The sequence below is a fragment of the Streptomyces sp. ICC4 genome, from assembly GCF_003287915.1.
GTDB lineage: Bacteria > Actinomycetota > Actinomycetes > Streptomycetales > Streptomycetaceae > Streptomyces > Streptomyces tritrimontium.
Genome location: NZ_CP030286.1, coordinates 6,046,553 through 6,064,382, shown reverse-complemented (window position 1 = coordinate 6,064,382; position 17,830 = coordinate 6,046,553). Strand labels below are relative to the sequence as shown.

The window sequence follows — 17,830 nt, the reverse complement described above, 5'->3', positions numbered from 1 at the left end:
GCCACGCCATGCTTCCTGCTGACATCGAGCTGCTGCCCGTGCTCGGGCCGCCCGCCCTCTCGCCCGACGGCCGCCACGTCGTCTTCGAGGTCACCCGCCCCGTCCTGGAGGCGGACGACTACACGACCGAGCTGCTGATCGCGGACACCGCCGGGGCGAGCGCGCCGCGCCGCCTCACCCAGGGCGCCTACGACGGCTGCCCGGCCTTCTCGCCCGACGGCCGCTTCCTCGCCTTCCAGCGCCCGGGCGCGCACGGCCGGGCCCAGATCCACCTCCTCCCGATGGACGGCGCCGGCGAGGCCTTCCCGGTCACCGACCACCCGATGGGCGCGGGCCAGCCCGTGTGGAGCCCCGACTCCACCCGGATCGCCTACACCAGTCGGATCCCCGAAGCGGGCCGTTACCAGGGCCCGGCCGAGGCGGAGGCACCGCGCCGGATCACCACGCTGCTCTACCAGATGGACGGGTTCGGCTACACGGCCGACCGGCCCCGGCAGGTCTTCGTGACGGACCCGTTCGCTCCGGCGGCCCCCGCCGTCCAGGTCACCGAAGGCCCGTACGACCACATGGACCTGGCGTGGAGCCCCGCCGGCGACCAGCTGGTCTTCGTCTGCGCCCGGCACGAGGAGGCGGGCGACGACTCCCGCAACGACATCTGGGCGTCGGCGCCCGACGGGAGCGGCCTGCGGCCCCTGACGCACGGCGGGATGTACCTGTTCACCCCGCGCTTCGCCGCCGACGGAGCCTCCGTGGTCTTCGTCGGCTCCGAGCTCGACAAGTTCAACCACTCCTGCGCCACCGCCACCTACGGCCTGTGGACGGTTCCGGTCAGCGCCCCCGGCGCCCTGCTCCCCGCCGCCGACGGGTCCGGCGCCCCGCGCCGGCTCACCGGCGGCGCCCACCACCTCAGCTTCGCCAGCCAGATGATCCGCCCGGCCGCCGACGGCGTGTACTTCGCGGGCGACCGGCGCGGCGAGGTCAACCTGGTCCTCGTCCCCTACGACGGCTCCGAGCCCGCGCCGGTCATCACCGGCCCCCGCCAGGTCAACGGCTACGCGGTCGCCGAGACCCCGGCGGGCCCCGTCATCGCGGCCGTGGTCACCAGCGCCGCGAGCGCCGGCGACCTGGTGGTGCTGAGCGGCGGCACCGAGCGCACGCTGACCTCCTACGGACGCGAGCTGACCGAGCGGACCTCCCTGCTGCCGATGCGGGAGTTCACCGCGACGGCGCCCGACGGCTACGAGCCCCAGGGCTGGGTGGTGCGCCCCGAGGGCCCCGGCCCGCACCCGGTGGTCTTCCAGGTCAAGGGCGGCCCCTTCACCCAGTGGGGCCACACCCTCAACGGCCCGGCCGCCTTCGACGAGGCGCAGGTGTACGCGGGCGCCGGCTACGCGGTCGTGCTCGGCAACCCGCGCGGCACCTCCGGATACGGCGCCGAGCACGGCGCGTACGTACGGGACGACCTGCCCGGCAAGTCCGCCGTCGACCTCCTCGCCCTGCTGGACGCCGCGCTGGCCCAGCCCGAACTGGACGCCTCCCGCGTCGGGGTGATGGGCGGCTCCTTCGGCGGCTACATGGCGGCCTGGTTCAACGCCCACCACGGCGACCGCTTCAAGGCGATGATCGGCGAGCGCGGCCTGTACGCCATCGACAGCTACGCGGCCACCAGCGACGACGGCGTCGACCTCGCGGTCGCCCTGTACGGGGCGGACCGCGAAGGCTGGGCGCGCCAGTCCCCGCTCACCTACGCGGACCGGATGAGCACCCCGATGCTGATCATCCAGTCCGAGGAGGACCGGCACTGCCCGCCGGAGCAGGCGCAGCGCCTGTTCACCGAGCTGCGCATGCGCGGGGTCCCCGCCGAGATGCTCCTCTTCCCCGGCGAGGGGCACGACATGTCCCGCTCCGGACTGCCCAGCCACCGCCTCGCCCGCTTCGCGGCGGTCCTGGAGTGGTGGGGGCGGCACCTGTGAGCGGCGTCGTCGACCTGGCCGTACTCGAAGACCTCCGAACGGACCGGAAGGACACTGCCATGACCAGCACGCTCGCCCAGCGGGCCGGCGGCCTGCGCGCCGACATCGACGGCGACCGGCTGCTGCGGCGCATCGCCCGGCTCGGCCGGATCGGGCTCGACCCCGAGACGGGCGGGATCACCCGCGAGGGCTTCGGAGCGGCCGACCGCGAGGCGCGCGCGTACCTGATGGACGAGGCGCGCGACGCGGGCCTCGTCCCGTCCGTGGACGCGGCGGGCAACATCGTCATCCGGCCGCGCCACACCCCGTACGGCGAGGGGCGCCAGGCCCTGATGATGGGCTCGCACCTCGACACCGTGGTCAACGCGGGCCGCCTCGACGGCGCGTACGGGGTGCTCGCCGCGCTGGAGGTGCTGCAGACCTTCGAGGAGTGCGGGATCGAATCCCCCTACGAGCCCGTGGCCGTGGCCTTCGCCAACGAGGAGGGTGCGCTCTTCCCGCAGCCCTTCTGGGGCTCGATGGCGGTCGCCGGCCGCCTCGCGGGGCTGCCGCGCGAACCCCGCGACCACCAGGGGCGCCGGCTGCGCGAGGAGCTGCGCCTGGCCGGCGGGGACCTCGACGCGCTGGGCAGCGCGTGCTGGCCGCACGGATCGATCGCCGCCTACCTCGAACTGCACGTGGAGCAGGGCCCGGTGCTGGAGCGCAGCGGCCGCCGGATCGGAGTCGTCGACGCCATCACCGGCCGCACCGTGCTGACCCTGGAGGTGCGCGGCGCCGCCGGGCACTCCGGGACCAGCCCGATGAAGGGCCGGCGCGACGCGATGGCCGCGGCGGCCCGGGTGGTGCTGGCCGCCGAGCACGTCGCCGGCGAGCGCGGGCTGTGCCGGGTGGCGACGGTCGGACGGATCGACCCCCACCCGAACACCCCGAACACGATCGCCGGATCGGTCCGGATGACCGTGGACCTGCGGGACACGGACGTGTGGAAGGCCGCGGCCGCCGAGGAGACCCTGCGGCGGATGCTGGACGCGATCGCGCGGAGCACCGGCACCGAGATCGAGGTGGTCGCCGAGACCCGCTCCGACCCGGTCTCCACGAGCGAGGTGCTGCGCGCCGCGATCGAGCGGAGCGCGGACGAACTGGGCCTGGCGCACGAGGTGCTGCCCAGCGGCGCCGGACACGACGCGCAGATGGTCGCGGACATCGCGCCCATCGGCATGATCTTCGTGCCGAGCCTGGGCGGCATCAGCCACGTGCCCGAGGAGGACACGGCTCCCGAGGACCTCGTCGCCGGGGCCCGCGTGCTCTTCCGTACGGCGCTGCGCACCATCGGGATCAGCCCGCAGGCGCGGCCGGCGGAGCAGGACCTGGCGCCGTCAAGGCCGTCACCGTCGCGGCCGTCGCGGCCGTCGAACGAGCTCAATACCACCGGGAGTTGAGGAGCCATGGAGACACTGGTCAAGAAGAGCGAGCGCATCGCGGTGTTCTGCGGCGCGCGGCCCGGGGTCCGTCAGGACCACGTGGACTTCGCGCACGGCTTCGGCCGGGCGCTCGCCGGGCGCGGTCTCGACCTGGTCTACGGCGCCGGCGGCGTCGGGGTCATGGGTGCCGTCGCGGACGGGGTGCTGAGCGGGGGCGGGGCGGTGACCGGGGTCGTGCCGCGCGCGCTGCACGAGCGGGAGCGGGCCGACCGGGCGCGCGGGGCGATTTTCATCGTGCGGTCCATGCACGAGCGCAAGGCGCTCATGTACCGGCTGTCGAACGGCTTCGCCGTGCTGCCGGGCGGGATCGGGACGCTGGACGAGCTGATGGAGGTGGCCACGTGGAACCAGCTCTCCCTGATGGAGAAGCCGATCGTGGTGGTCAACCACGCCGGCTTCTACGACCCGATGCTCGCGATGCTCGACCACCTCGTGGCCGAGGGGTTCCTGACGGCGGCCGAGCGCCGGCTGATCCGGTGCGCGGACAGTGCCGAGGAGGCCCTGGACCTGCTGGGCGCGCCCGGGGTGCTGGCCGCGGCATGACCGGCCGGGCCGGCCGGCGGGCCCCCGGACTATTCGGGGGCGGTCGGCAGGTAGCCGCGCTGCACCGCGTGGACCCCGGCCTGGAAGCGGCTCTGCGCGCCGAGGTAGGTCATCAGCCCGGAGGCGATGCGCCGGGCGGTGCGCGAGGAGACGCCCAGGCGGTGGGCGATGGTCTCGTCCGTGCAGCCCTGCGCGAGCAGCTTCAGCGCCTCGGCCTGCTGGCGGGTGAGCTCGCCCGGATCCGGCCTGGCCCGGGTGTCGAGGCAGTCGCCGGACTGCCAGACGCTCTCGAAGAGCGTGTACAAGGTGGCCACCATCCCCTGGGAGGTGACCTCGACCGCGCCGGCCGCGGTGTTGCCGGTGTCCGCCGCGATGATCGCCGAGGTGCGGTCGTAGATGATCATCCGGTTGGGCAGCGAGGGGACGGTACGGACCTGCGAGCCCTGGGCGACGAGCCAGCGCGCGTACTCCATGGTCTGCAGACAGCCGCGGATGGAGTCCAGGTAGACCGTGCGCATCTGCACGCCGCGCTCCAGCAACTGCTGGTTGAGCGGTCTGGAGGCGTTCATGTTCTCCGCGGTCTGGGGGCCGCCGGGCGCGAAGGTCAGGAGCTCCTGGGTGACCTGGCCGCGCAGGTTGGCGAGGTGGTCGCGGATGGAGTCGAGCCCGTCGAGGTAGCGCACCCCCGGGTCGACGGCGCTGCCCGTGTCCCGGCCGTCGTACTCCAGGATGAGCTGCGCCGCGGCCGCCCGGCTCGCCTCCAGCCGCTGCTGGCGGCTCGCGAGGTCCGCCTGCTGGCGGGCGAGCAGGATCTCCATGCCGACGTGCGGGCTGACCGCGTGCAGCCGGCTGCCGCCCTCCGTGGAGGCGCGCACGAGCGCCATCTCGCTGAGCCGGTCCAGGGCGGCGCGGACCGCGTCCGGCGTCAGATCGAGCTGACGGCTCAGATCTGCGACGTCCCGGGGTTTGGCGAGAATTCCCCGGTAGACGGATTCGGCGACTGCGTCGAGGCCGAGGAGATCAAGCATCGATGGCAACTCCGGTTCAGAGCCCGGATCCCGCGGGGATTTCAGGCACTGGTGGGGGCACTGGGCTGCGTAATTGCCCTGACGGTACGGGTCGATCGGACCCTCGGCAAGACGGCATCCGGAATCTCTCGGATCACGTTCCCCAGGGCCTTTTCCTGACCCTCGTTTTCGGAAAACTCATTCCACTACGGATCCGGACTCCCTCCCATGTATCTGGTTCACGTCCACCTGCGGCCCCCGCGCTCCGGCGCCCGCCTGCCCGCGCCGACGGCGGCGGCCATCGCCCGCAGCGCGGCGGGGCACGACGGCCTGGTCCACGTCAGCGTCCACCCGGATCCCGAAGCGGCTCCCGTGGTCGGGCTGTACGTACGGGCTCCGTCGCTGGCCGCGGCGGAAGCGGCCGCCCGGCGGCTGTGGCTGCACGCGGCCTCGGCGCACTCATCGCTGGGGGAGTGGGAACTGGAGCGGGCCGAGGTGCCGCTGCTGCCCGGCAGCGACCCGTGGAGCACGATCTGACGCCGCCCGCAGCCGAATGGCGAGCTGTTTGCCGGGATCTGACGGTTCCGTGGACGAAGCTGGACTGAGTATGCCAAGGCCGGATTGCCCGTCCCGGCGCCCCTTTCCCCGCCGCTCGCACCGGCCGCAGACTCCTGCCTGTCAGCGAAACACAGGCCGGCTGAAAAGGCGGAAACCACATGTCTTTCGAAAACGCTCGCAGAATCGTCCGGGGCGCGATCCTCTCCGGAATTCTCGCCGCCTGCACCACCGTCGGAGCGGCCGCCGCCCACGCCGACACCACCACCCCCGCCGGCGGCCCGGCCTCCGCCGCCGTCCAGAACGCGCCCGGCCGGGCCGGACTGGACGACCTCGGCTGGCAGTGACCCCACCCCCTCATCCGCACCCGATCACCGAGGGGAAGACGATGGACGCAGAGAGCGCCGACCACCTGATCAGGTTCCGCGACCGGGGATATCTCGACCAGCCCGTGGAAAGCGTGGCCACGGACCGGATCACGGCCGGATTCTCGCCCCGCACGGGCGGCGAGGACGGGGAGTACGCGAAGACCCTCGCGGAAGCCGACGGCGAATTGCCGCCCATCCTGGTCCACCTGCAGACCATGCGCGTGATCGACGGCGCCCACCGGCTCCGCGCCGCGGCCCTCCGTGGCGAAACCCACATCCTCGTACGGTACTTCGACGGAGACCAGGGCGAGGCCGAGCTCCTGGCGGTCGCGGCCAACGTCACCCACGGGCGGCCCCTGACCGCCGCCGAGCGCACCGCCGCCGCGGGACGCGTCTTCGCCGCCCACCCCCACTGGTCGGACCGCGCGGTCGCGGCCGTCACCGGACTCTCCGCCCGGAGGATCTCCCAGCTCCGCAAGGGCACCGCCGCGGCCGAGACCGGCCACCGCGTCGGCCGCGACGGCCGGGCCCGGCCCGTCGATCCCTCCCGCGGCCGTGAACTGGCCGGCGAACTGCTGCGCAGCAACCCCGGCGCCTCGCTGCGCCGGATCGCAGCCGAGGCCGGGCTGTCCCCGGCGACCGTGGCCGACGTACGCGACCGGATCCGGCGCGGGGAGGATCCCGTACCGGCCCGTCGCACGGACGCCGCGACCGTCCGCCGGCGCCCTTCCGCCGCCTCCGCGTCCCCTTCTTCTCCGGCCCCGTTCCCGGCCGCCGACCCGATCTCGCTCGCCGCCCGGCGCGGCGCCTCTCCGCGCCGCCCCGCCGCCGACCAGCAGCACGCCCCCGACCGGCTGCTGCGCATCTTCGAATCGCTGCGCCGGGACCCCTCCCTGCGGCTGAGCGAGTCCGGCCGCGACGTGCTGCGGATGCTCGGGGCCTGCGCGCTGGTCGCCCAGCACCGGGAGAAGATCGCGGCGAGCCTGCCGACGCACTGCAAGGAGCCGATGGCCCAGCTCGTCCAGGGCTACGCGGGTCTGTGGGGGCTGCTGGCCGACGAACTGGCCTGCGCGGGGGCGGCCGAGGCCTCCTCCAACCTCGCCCGCTTCGACGCCCTGCGCTACGGCCTGCGCCTCGGCGACGACACCGCGCTGTCCGCCGAGGAGGTCACCTCGCTGACCCGCGGGGCCGGCTTCGGACCGGAGGTGCTCCGCCCGGCCCCTGGTCGTACCCGACACGCCCACCGCGTGATCGTTGTCGGTGCCGGAGCTGACACCCTCCACGCCCGTGAAGAGGCTCGTGCCCTTCACGCCCGGGCCCATGACGTTCGCGACTCCCCGAACGCCCGGGCCGCCGCCGGTGTTCACTCCGTAGACGCCCGCCTCGTTGTCGTCGGCGAAGCCGTGGGTCTCGCCGTAGACGCCCGTTCCGTTGTTGTCGTGCTTCCCGAAGACCGCCGGCTCGCTCTGGACCTGGGAGTCGCCTACGACCTGTCCCACCTGGAACGTCCTTCCTGTTGCGCCCGCCCTGGAATCGGCACCCCCTCGACTCTGCGGCTTTCGACCGCCTCCGACGCCCGCGCGCCACGGCCCGGAAGGCAAAGGTCCCGCCGGAGTTCACCCGGTCAGGCTTGCGCGGCCCTCGCGCACCGGCCCCGGCCGGGCCTCAGTGCCCGGTCGCGGGGGGCGGGCACCCCGGCAGTTCCGGGCGGTCCTTCGTGCGGACGGCGGGGAGCCAGGCCGTGGGGGGTGTGGAGCCGGTCGGGAGGCGGACGTGGAACCAGCGGGTGGACTGCAGGTCCGCCTCGTCGATGATCGGCCGCCCGTCGGGCAGCTGGCAGTCGGCGGCGAGGACGTCACCGTGCCACACCCGGGTCGGTACGACGTTGTCCGCGGCGTACGGCCGCATCGGGTCGATCGCCAGGCCCAGACTGCACTGCGGGTCCCGGTCGGCCCGCTCCTGGCAGCCCTTCTCCGCGTTGAACACCCGGATCGTGCCGGCCGCCGCACCCTCACGGCCGTCCAGTACGGATGAGCTCGCCCGTGCCGCGTCCGACCACAACACCGTACCGGCGACCCCGCAGAGCGCGGTGGTGAGGACCGCGGCGCGGGCCCGGCCCCACAGCCGTCCCGCGCCCCTCCCGCGCGCCCCCTGTTCGGCGACGATGCGGGCGAGGAGGCCCTCGGCGGTGTGCGGGGCGCGCGCCGCGTGGGTCGGGGCGAGGCAGTCGGCGGCCAGTGCACGCCAGAACGGCGGCACGGCCTGGTCCATGCGCAGCGGCGCACGCCCTTCGCCGTACTCCTGGACGGCGGCGCCCCGCGCCATGGGGGTGGCGCCGGAGAACGGGGAGGCGCCGGAGCCGAACACCTCGTGGATGACGATGCCCAGGGCCCAGATGTCGGCGCTCGGCCTGACCTTCACCCCCAGTTCCCCCAGGGGTGCCCGCCAGCGCTCGGGCGGCAGGTAGTCCAGGGTGCCCATGGGCGGCGCGTACCCGTACGTCCCCGTCATCTGGGTGGCGAGGCCGAAGTCCGAGAGCTTCACGGAGCGGCCGGCGTCCAGCAGGACGTTCTCCGGCTTGAGATCGGCGTGGACCCAGCCCGAGCGGTGGAGATGGGCGAGTCCCTCGCAGATCCCCGCGATCAGCCGGGCGCGGTCGGCCTCGGGCACCCCCGCGTCGAGGAGGTCCCGCAGGCTGCCCGCGGCCCGCTCCATGACCAGCACGATCGCGCCGTCCAGGGCGGGGCGGTCCGGTGCCTCCAGGACGAAGGAGTCCAGGAGGCGGATCAGCCGCGCGTGCCCGGCCCTGCGCCCCAGTTCGACTTCCCGGCGGGCGGACTCCACGATCCTGCGCGTCTGGCGTGGCGCATACCCGGCGGTCGGCATGATTTTGAGCGCGATGTCGGCGGGCGCCGCTGGCCCGGGGGCCGCTTGCCCGGGGGCCGCTTGCCCGGGGGCCGCTTGCCCGGGGGCCGCTTGCGCAGTTGCCGCGTGCGCAGTTGCCTCCGACGCGTGCGCGGGGGCCCGGCCGCTCCTGTCCGGGTACCGGTCGGCCGGCCGGGCGGCGTAGACCGTGGACCAGCCTCCGGCCCCGATCAGGTCGGTGATCGTCCAGCCCTGCACCCGGAATCCGGGCGGGAGCACGTCCGTGCCGTCGCGTTCCGTGAGGTCGCGCAGGGCGTGCGGCGTCGTCATCGCGCGGTCTGCCGCTCCCGCCCGCCGGCCCCCGTCAGGGGCGGCAGCAGCGTCAGGTGGTCCTCCCGTACGAGCCCGAACCGCAGCGCGAGTCCGACGATCTCCTCCCGCTTGCCGTTGCGGCGCTCGCCCTTGCCGGGTTCGCGCGGGTCCGGGCCGCCGATGCGCAGCTTCTCCTCGGCGAGGTAGTCGATGTGCGAGCTGACCGCACGCGCGGTCAGCGTGCCGCAGGCGACGTGGCCCTTGAGCCGTTCGACGATCTGCGGGGTCGTGGGGACCGCGACGCGGGACTGGTCGCGCAGGCGCGGTTCGCAGAGCGCGACGAGGACGAGGAAGTAGGTCGCCGTCTCGTCCAGGGAGTACGCGGTGACCGTGAGGCGGCCCCAGGGGGCGCCCATGGCTTCCGGGTCCAGATAGATGTGGTCGGGCGCGAACACCTGGAAGGAGACGGGGACGTCGCTGCGGGTGGGCAGCACCACGCGCGAGAACTCGAAGGGGACGGGCGCCCCGACCCGTCGTGGCGGAACCCTCAGGTACTCCCCGGCGCCCTCCGGGTTCTCCACCAGGTAGCTGTGGGTGGTGCTGTGGTTCGTCAGCTGCCAGTGGTCATCGGTCACGCGGATCTCCCCGGCGAGCCGGGAGATCGCCGCGTCGGCGAGGCGGAGCTCGACGGGGACCGTCGCGGAGCCGCGTCCGAAGCGGGCGGCCTCGCCCGGTCCGAGCCGCAACGTGACGGCGTCACCGTACGGTTCGCCGCCTTCGGCGCCACTACACCCCTGCGGCAGATGGACGACTACGCCGCTCACCGCTCCCCCCGTTCCACGCGTCGTGCCGGACCGACGAGTGGAACAATACTCATCTCTCAAGGGAGTTCATCGGCGCACTTCAGCCACTTCGGCCGGGACCGCCCGCCGGGCCGGACAGCCCGCCCCAGCTGCCCCGGGAGGCCCCCGAAGTCCCTTGCCGAGAAGGTCGCCGGCCCTCTCCGCGAGGGCGGCTCGCGCTGTGTCCCGGGTCACCTCGACTCTGTGGCGGCGGTGGTGGTTTGGGGTTGTTTTCGACTCTCTGCCGAGCGGATCGGCGGAAGTTGTCGTGCCGCGCCGCGGGTGGACGGCGTACCGGCGCCGCGGCTCCCCGCGCGGGATCGGCCCCCGCGCCCCGGTCGCGGACGCCCCGCTGCGCACCGGCGGAGGTGGGGAACGTCACCGTGTCCGGGGGATCACGGAGCCGTCGGACCGCCCGTTTCCCTCTTTCAGGTGGCGGGATCCGCACTCCGGGCTCAGCCCGGCCGTCCAGTGGGACGGCCCGATACGACGGGTGCGACCGCGCGGTCGCCGAAGGCGGTCCACGGCCGCCACCCGCCGCTCGGCCGGTCCTGGACCCGGGTGCGCACCCGGCCCTCGGTGGTGACGGCGAAGACGTGCGTGCGCCCGGTGGCGTCGAGCGCGGCCGAGGGCGTGGCGGCGAGCCTGATGCCGGGCTCGCCGAACTCCCGTGCGGAATCCCAGCTTCCGCCCGGGGTGGTCTGCCAGCGGTGGCTGAGCCGGGCGCCACCGGGCGTCAGCGAGAACGCCTCGAGGCGGCCGTCCGCGTTGGCGGCGAACGCGGGGGCGGCGGCGCTCCAGTCGAACATCGGCAGCCACTCGTCCCAGCCCCCGCTGGGCACGGACTGCCGCCGGCGGAAGGTTCCCATGCCCGAGGGTCCGATCGCGGCAACGGTGAGCCGGCCGCTGCCGTCCCCGGCCACCCGCGGTGCGGCGCCGGCCGCGGTGCCGAAGCGGTGCCAGGCGGAGGTCCAGGCACCGCCCGGGGTCTCCTGCCACCGGTGGTCGATCGCGGCGCCGCCGGGCGCGAGGACGAACACCTCGAGGCGGCCGTCGGCGTTCGCCGCGACCACCGGCGGCGCGCCCGCGGCCCCGCCGAAGCCGGTCTCCCACGGGTCCCAGGCCAGGGATCCGGGTGCCGCTTGGCGTCGCCGGGCGACGGAGGCGCCGCCGGGGCTCAGCGCGAACACCTCCAGCCGGCCGTCGGCGTCGCGGGCGACGGCGGGTGCGGCGCCGGCCGGGCCGCCGAACTCCTCCCAGTCGTACCAGCCGCCGTCCGGCCGCTGCACCCGGTGGTGCAGGTTGGCGCCCTCCGGGGCGAGCGAGAAGACCTCCAGCCCGCCGAGGGCGTTGCGGCCGAGCGTGGGAACGGCGCCGGCCGGCCCTCCGAACGTCTCCCACGGCGACCAGGTGTCGGTGTCCGGGTCGAGCTGGACGCGCCGCAGCATCGAGCGGTCGGAGGCGTCGAGCGCGAACACCGTGAGGCGGCCGACGACGTCGAGGGAGGCCACCGGGTTCTCCGCGCTCTGCCACGGCGGCGGTGTGTCCCGCCACTCGAGGGGCGCCACGTGCAGCCCGCCCCGGAACCAGCCCGCGGCGCTCGCGTACCAGGCGTCCCCGTCGGAGACCACTTCCACGGCGTGACCGGCCACGTGGCCCGCGTAGCCGACGAGGTCGAAGCGGAACGGGTCCCGGGACGCCAGCACGTCCGTGCCCTCGTAGCCGCCCCGCGGTCCGATGAACAGGTAGTACCAGCCGTCGCGCTCCACGACGTACGGCGACTCGGTGACCGAGACGGTCGTCTCCGTGGTCGTGTCGGTGAACACGACGGCCGGCTCGCTCCAGTGCACCAGATCGACGGACCGACGGCAGGCCACGACGTGGTGGCCGCCCGGACCGGAGAGTTCCGTGTAGTACATGACCCACTCGCCGCCGACCCGCAGCACCATCGGGTCACGCGCCACGAACCCGCGGAAGAGCGGCCCGGAGGGCTCGCGCGTCCAGGTGAACAGGTCGGTCGAGGTGGCGAGACTGATCGCGGCGCCGCTCTCGCCGCCGGCGGCGTAGAACATCCAGAACCTGCCGCCGGCGGCTACGACGTGGGGCGCCCACAGGTGCTCCTCGCCGAAGTGGGACGGATCGACGGTGAGCGCGTCGGCGTGGGTGGTCCACGGCCCGTTCGGGCTCGGCGCGGAGGCATGGGCGAAGGAGGTCTCCCCCGTGCTGTCCGGGGATTCGCCGCGCGGCGCGCTGCGCCCGACGATGCTGAACAGGTGCCAGCGGTCCCGGGCCTTGATCAGCGTGTGGTCGTTGAGATAGCGCGGACCCTCCGAGGTGGAGGGGTCGTAGACGTACGTGAAGGGTCCCGCGCCGACCCACCGAGGGGGCGGCACGGTGTCGGCGGCCCGGGCCGCGGCCGGGCCGGCACCCAGGAGCGGGAGCGCGCCCGCCCCGGCGGCGCCCCGCAACAGGTTCCGTCTGCTGATCGGAAGCATGGGTCTCTCCAGGGATGCCTCGTGGTCGGCCGGGCCTCTGCGGGCTCGGCCGACCACGGGTCGGGTGGGGGCGGTCGCAGGAGGGTCAGTCGAGGCCGGGGCCGGCGGTGTTGTTGAGCCAGATCCAGTCGGACCAGCTGGAGAAGCCGGTCTGCCATCGGTGGTAGGTCCCCGCGCGGCTGGTCCCGAAGACCTCGATCCGTCCGTCGGCGTTCACGGCCGCCGTGACTTCGGTGCCGCCGCCCCCGAAGACGGACCAGTCTTCGTAGGGCGCGTTGACGGCGGTCTGCCAGGTGTGCATGGCCGTACTGCCGTTCATGGCGAAGACCTCGATCCGCCCGTCCGCCGTGCGCGTGCTGGTGAGCTGCGAGTCGACGGGCCCCCCGGTCGGCTCCCATTCCGACCAAGCGGTGGGACTCGACTGGTACTTGTGGAACACCCCGCGCGGACCGGAGGCGAAGACCTCCAGGCGGCCGTCGGCGTTGTGGTCGACGGTGAGGTCGTGGCCGCCGCCTCCGAAGGCGTCCCAGTTCGACCAGCCGCCGTTGGGGGCCGTCTGGTACTTGTGCTGGAAGGTGTCGCCGGACAGGGCGAACACCTCGAGCCGGCCGTCGGGCGACTTCTCCATCTCCACCCGGCCGTTGGCGGGGCCTCCGCCGGTGGACTCCCAGTCCGACCAGCCGCCGTTGGGGGCGACCTGGTACCGGTGGAAGAGGCCGGACGGGTTGGAGGCGAAGACCTCCATGCGGCCGTCGGCGTTCACCCCGGCCGCCGTGTCGTGCCCGCCGCCGCCGAAGGTCTCCCAGTTCGACCAGCCGCCGGAGGGAGAGAGCTGCCAGCGGTGCTGGAAGGTGTTGCCGGACAGGGCGAACATTTCCAGGCGGCCGTCGGCATTGGGTGCGATCGCCAGTTCGGCGTTGCCCGGCCCGCCCAGCTGCTCCCAGGCCGACCAGTTGCCGTTCGCTTCCTGCTGCCAGGCGTGCTGCACGCCGTCGGCGCCGGCGGCGAACACCTCGAGGCGTCCGTCCGCCGACCGCGCCGACACCACCCGGCCCGACTCCGCCGGATACTCCAGCGGCTTGGGACGCGGACCGCTGCCGGGGGTGCAGGGCAGCACGATGCCGCGCTCCGCGAGGTAGGCCTCGGGGTCGATGCCGTAGGAGGCGGACTGGTCCCCCCAGATCCGCAGATGGAGGTGGGGGCCGTCGACGTTGGTGCCCTCGGCGCCCACCAGGGCGATCTGCTGGCCGGCCACGACGTGGTCGCCCTCGAAGACGTCGCGCCTGGACATGTGCCCGTACTCGGAGATCCTCCCGTCGGGGTGCAGGATGCGGATCCACTGGCCGTAGTCCCCGATGTATCCGGAGATGGTCACCACTCCGTCACCCACGGCGTAGATCGGTGTCCCGAGGCCGGCCGCGATGTCGACGCCGTTGTGGCCGCTGTGGTAGTGCTGGGACACGGGTCCGGTGGTGGGACAGGCCGCGGTGAGATCGGCGGTCCGGGCCTCGGCCGGCCCCGAGGCTGCCAGCGCCGACAGCGCCGACAGGAGGACGGCCGTCGCCGCGAGTACGCGGCTCAACGGGCCGTTCACGCCTTGCGCAGCCGGTCGATGATGCCGTTGATGTCGCGGTCCAGCATGTCGTGGCGGATGAAGTGCCCGCCGGGCAGCTCGTACCACTCGTGCGGGATCCCCGCATTGCCGAGGACGGCGCGGAACTCGCGCTGTGTGGCTAGCACTTGGCGCTCGTTGATGGAGTCGAACCAGTCGAGCGGCTGGGGGCTGGTGCCCGCGACGAGGAAGACCCGCTTGTTGCGGTAGCTCTCGATCCGCTGCACCGGGTTGTCCGCGGTCACCCGGGCCTCGTCCCAGAACGGCGCCCCGTAGATGGTCCCGCCGTTCAGGTCCAGGGCCGCGGAGGAGGCGTTGGCCCAGTGGGCCACGAGGCCGTTGTCCCTGCGCAGGCTCGCCGGGCCGGAGTGGGCGCTCACCGAGGCGAAGTGGCCCCAGTACTTGGCGGCGTACTTCAGCGCGCCGAAGCCGCCCATCGAGAAACCGGACACGGCACGGCCGTCGTACTCCGCGAACGTGCGGAAGTTCGCGTCGATCCACGGGATCAGCTGGTGGATGTGGAAATCCTCCCAGTTGCGCGGACCGACGTTGGAGCTCACGGGGTTGGAGTACCAGCCCGCGTGGCCGCCGTCCGGCATCACGGCGATGATCGGCTTGCCCGCGGTCCAGTCCTTGATCCGCTCGCGGTCGAACGTGATGAAGTCCTGCCCCGTACCGCCGCCGTGGAGGAGGTAGACCACGGGGTAGGTGCGTCCGCTCCAGTGGTAGTCGTCGGGGAGGAGCACGTTGACGGCGGGGGTCCAGCCGATCGCGTTCGTCTGGAACCGGTAGTACCGCATGCGGGGGTCGTCCTCCCAGCGCTCGACGATGCGCAGGCCGTGGCCGTCACCGACGGCGGAGGCGGTCGACGCGCCGGCGAGGACTCCCGCACCTCCCATGGCCATGGCGGCGGAGATGCCTCCGGCCGTTTTGAGGATGCTCCTGCGGGTGGGGTTCTGCGCGCTCAATGTGTCCTCCTGGTCGGGAGCCTGACGATGCGTCCGGGCGCAGCGGAATCCCCCGTCGCGCCGCGTCGTGCGCCGTGCCGGCCTTCTGGAGAGAGCGGGCCGCACGGACGATCTGGAAGGTAGCAACGCTCCGCGGGCCCGCAGACCCCGGAAGATTCCGGACTGACAGGCGAGCGCGCGTCGGCTAGGCGGTGGGAGGCACCGCGGGTGGCACCGCCGGGGCCGCGGGGGTGTCACCGGGATTTCATCGCTCCTCCCTAGCGTGGCCCCGTTCGGGCACGGGCCTGGACCACAGGGGAAGGACGGCTCGATGGCGCGGTGGAGATTCACAGCGAGGCTGCCGATGGTGCTCACGGCCGCGGTCGCGGTCATGAGCACGTTGGCGGCCACCGGATCACAGGCTCCGGCACAGGCATCGCCACAGGCATCGGCACCGGACAAGCCGACGATCCGCTACACCGAATACGGGATCCCGCACATCATCGCCTCGAACTGGGAGGGGCTGGGCACGGGCTACGGGTACGCCGCCGCCAAGGACAACATCTGCACCTTGGCCGACACCTATCTGATGGTCAACGCCCAGAGGTCCCGCTTCCTGGGGCCCGACGGCAGGGCGAGCCCCGGCGAGCACCAGAACACCACCAGCAATCTCAACAGCGACATCTACTTCCAACGGATGAACGACAACCGGGTGGTGGAGCGGCTGATCGACCTGCCCGCGCCCAACGGGCCGGAGCCGGAGGTGAAGGAGGCCATTCGCGGCTACGTCCAGGGATACAACCGCTACCTGGCCGAGACGGGCGCCGACAACATCACCGACCCGGCCTGCCGCGGCAAGGCCTGGGTGCGGCCGATCACGGAGCTGGACGTCTACCGGCACGCGCACGCCGAGATCATCATGGGCAGCGCCGACGTACTGCTCGACGGTCAGGTCAACGCCGCGCCCCCGGGGGCTTCGGCCGCCGCCGCTCCGCCGGCCTCCTCGCCCGCGGAGACCGCGACGAAGATCCGCGACGCGCTGGCGGTCAACCGTCAGCAGAGCATGGGCAGCAACGCGCTGGCGGTCGGTTCCCAGGGAGTGTCCGGGGGCACCAGCATGCTGCTCGCGAACCCGCACTTCCCCTGGCAGGGCAAGAACCGGATGTGGCAGAGCCAGCTGACGATCCCGGGAAAGATCAATGTCTCCGGGGCCAGCCTGCTCGGCTTCCCCGCGGTGAACATCGGGCACAACGACGACGTCGCCTGGAGCCACACCGTCGCCACGGTGGCTCCCTTCGGACTGTTCGACGTACAGGTCGATCTGCTGAACCCGACCAACTACCTGGTCGACGGCGCCTGGCAGGCGATGACCTCACAGCAGGTCGGTGTCGACGTGCTGAACGCGGACGGTTCCATCGGCAGGGTCAACAGGACGTTGTGGGCCACCCGTTACGGCCCGATCACCACACAGGTGCTGACCGTGGGACTGCCCTGGGTGGTCAGCGCGCACGCGGTGCGCGACGTGAACATGGACAATCTGCGGGCGCTGAACACCTGGTTCCACCTCGACCAGGCCAAGGACGTCAACGAGGTGGTGAACACCTTGGAGACCACGCAGGGCGTCCCCTTCTTCAACACCGTCGCCTCCGACCGCAAGGGCAACGCGCTGTACGCGGACATCCAGGCCACCCCGAACATCACCGACGAGCACGCCCAGTCGTGCCTGACCCTGACCGGCCAGGCGCTGTTCAACCAGGTGCTGCGGCTGCCGAACGTACCGCCGGTCTCCATCTTCGACGGCAAGCGCAGCGCGTGCGACTGGCCCGACGACCCGAACGCGGTCGCGCCGGGACTGCTGGACCCGCGCAAGCAGCCGCGGCTGATCCGCAAGGACTTCGTGGGCAACGCCAACGACAGCGCCTGGCTGGCCAACCCCGAGCAGCCGCTGTTCTTCCCGCGGGTGATGGGCGACACGCGGACGCCCCGGTCGCTGCGCACCCAGGAGCTGATCCAGACCGCGCAGAAGCGGATCAACGGCACCGACGGCCTGCCCGGCCGGGGGTTCACGCCGGAGAACATGCGGCAGTTGCTGTTCGCCGACAACAGCCGGGCCGCCGATCTGGCCCTCGACGCCACGGTGACGATGTGCCGGAGCCTGCTCTTCGGGCTCATCCTGGTGGACGGCCAGCTGGTCAACGTGAGCGAGGCCTGCCCGATCCTGGCCGCCTGGAAGAGCCACGACTTCACGGCGGACAGCCGAGGGTCCTGGCTGTTCGAGAACTACTGGTACTCCCTGGTCGGCGGTCAGTCGATCGAGAAGCTGCCGTGGCGGGTTCCGTTCGACCCCAACGACCCGGTGCACACGCCCAACTCGCTGGACTCCGGAAGTTCCGCCGTCCGCGACGCGCTCGGCCGGGCGGTCATCGCCCTGCGCAACGCGGGAATTCCGCTGAACGCGCCGTTGTCGGACGTCCAGAAGATCACGCGGGGCGGTGAGCAGATCCCGATCCACGGGGCCGTCCACGAGATGGGCGTGCTGAACGTGATCACCCCCGGCTCGATCGACGGAAAGATGGACATCACCTTCGGGTCCAGCTTCATCCAGGTGGTGCGCTTCACCGCCGAGGGTCCGCCGCAGACCTCCTCCGTGCTGGCCTACTCCCAGTCGGCCAACCCCAATTCGCCGCACTACGCGGATCAGACCAAGTTGTTCTCGGCGGGCCAGTGGGTGACCGAACGGTTCACGGAGGAGCAGATCGCGGCCTCACCGGCATTGGAGGTCAAGGTCCTGAACTGAGACCGGTCCCCCGATCGGTCTCGCAACCGCGCA

General features: G+C 72.9%; 12 protein-coding genes and 1 pseudogene. 7 read left to right on the top strand and 6 right to left on the bottom strand.

Annotation, left to right across the window (positions count from 1 at the left end; translation table 11 throughout):
* Positions 1-8: 8 nt before the first annotated feature.
* From DRB89_RS28275 to DRB89_RS28265, 3 genes are read left to right on the top strand one after another with little or no spacing between them, the layout of a single operon-like run.
* The gene (locus tag DRB89_RS28275) at positions 9-1,973 is read left to right on the top strand and encodes a S9 family peptidase (RefSeq protein ID WP_112463467.1); all 1,965 of its coding nucleotides are present in this window, start codon (positions 9-11) and stop codon (positions 1,971-1,973) included.
* Positions 1,974-2,032: 59 nt separating this feature from the next.
* On the top strand, positions 2,033-3,412 hold the full coding sequence (locus DRB89_RS28270) for a Zn-dependent hydrolase (RefSeq protein ID WP_112453331.1): 1,380 nt from the start codon (positions 2,033-2,035) through the stop codon (positions 3,410-3,412).
* A gap of 6 nt (positions 3,413-3,418) precedes the next feature.
* Positions 3,419-3,997, top strand: coding sequence for a TIGR00730 family Rossman fold protein (locus DRB89_RS28265; protein ID WP_112448245.1), 579 nt, complete (start codon positions 3,419-3,421; stop codon positions 3,995-3,997).
* 29 nt (positions 3,998-4,026) lie between these two features.
* Here the strand turns inward: DRB89_RS28265 and DRB89_RS28260 are convergent, their stop codons facing one another.
* Positions 4,027-5,025 carry a helix-turn-helix transcriptional regulator gene (locus DRB89_RS28260; protein WP_112448246.1) on the bottom strand — a complete coding sequence of 333 codons (999 nt, stop codon included), beginning with the start codon at positions 5,023-5,025 and terminating at the stop codon, positions 4,027-4,029.
* A 207-nt stretch (positions 5,026-5,232) separates the two neighbouring features.
* Here DRB89_RS28260 and DRB89_RS28255 point away from each other — a divergent pair, with 207 nt between their 5' ends.
* The 3 genes and pseudogenes from DRB89_RS28255 to DRB89_RS46405 all read left to right on the top strand — a co-directional run.
* The gene (locus DRB89_RS28255; protein ID WP_112448247.1) at positions 5,233-5,541 is read left to right on the top strand and encodes a hypothetical protein; all 309 of its coding nucleotides are present in this window, start codon (positions 5,233-5,235) and stop codon (positions 5,539-5,541) included.
* A 179-nt stretch (positions 5,542-5,720) separates the two neighbouring features.
* Positions 5,721-5,906 (top strand): hypothetical protein, encoded by a 186-nt coding sequence (locus DRB89_RS28250; protein WP_112448248.1) that lies wholly within the window; start codon positions 5,721-5,723, stop codon positions 5,904-5,906.
* Positions 5,907-5,947: 41 nt separating this feature from the next.
* Positions 5,948-7,141 (top strand): annotated as a pseudogene (locus tag DRB89_RS46405) (ParB N-terminal domain-containing protein); the annotation flags it as partial.
* A gap of 451 nt (positions 7,142-7,592) precedes the next feature.
* On the opposite strand, the gene DRB89_RS44970 reads toward DRB89_RS46405, so the two are convergent.
* From DRB89_RS44970 to DRB89_RS28220, 5 genes are all read right to left on the bottom strand, one after another.
* On the bottom strand, positions 7,593-9,122 hold the full coding sequence (locus DRB89_RS44970; protein ID WP_112463465.1) for a serine/threonine-protein kinase: 1,530 nt from the start codon (positions 9,120-9,122) through the stop codon (positions 7,593-7,595).
* Positions 9,119-9,928 (bottom strand): serine/threonine protein kinase, encoded by an 810-nt coding sequence (locus DRB89_RS28235; protein ID WP_112463464.1) that lies wholly within the window; start codon positions 9,926-9,928, stop codon positions 9,119-9,121. The genes DRB89_RS44970 and DRB89_RS28235 overlap by 4 nt, the downstream gene beginning before the upstream one ends.
* A 473-nt stretch (positions 9,929-10,401) precedes the next feature.
* Complete coding sequence (locus DRB89_RS28230) at positions 10,402-12,441, bottom strand: family 43 glycosylhydrolase (RefSeq protein WP_112450955.1); 2,040 nt, start codon at positions 12,439-12,441, stop codon at positions 10,402-10,404.
* Between the two features lie 85 nt (positions 12,442-12,526).
* Positions 12,527-14,023: a peptidoglycan DD-metalloendopeptidase family protein gene (locus DRB89_RS28225; protein WP_239516366.1), complete on the bottom strand. Its 1,497-nt coding sequence runs from the start codon at positions 14,021-14,023 to the stop codon at positions 12,527-12,529.
* Between the two features lie 8 nt (positions 14,024-14,031).
* Positions 14,032-15,021, bottom strand: a complete 990-nt coding sequence (locus DRB89_RS28220) for an alpha/beta hydrolase family protein (RefSeq protein ID WP_204358159.1) — start codon at positions 15,019-15,021, stop codon at positions 14,032-14,034.
* Between the two features lie 310 nt (positions 15,022-15,331).
* Here DRB89_RS28220 and DRB89_RS28215 point away from each other — a divergent pair, with 310 nt between their 5' ends.
* Positions 15,332-17,797 (top strand): penicillin acylase family protein, encoded by a 2,466-nt coding sequence (locus tag DRB89_RS28215; RefSeq protein ID WP_112450957.1) that lies wholly within the window; start codon positions 15,332-15,334, stop codon positions 17,795-17,797.
* Positions 17,798-17,830: the final 33 nt, after the last annotated feature.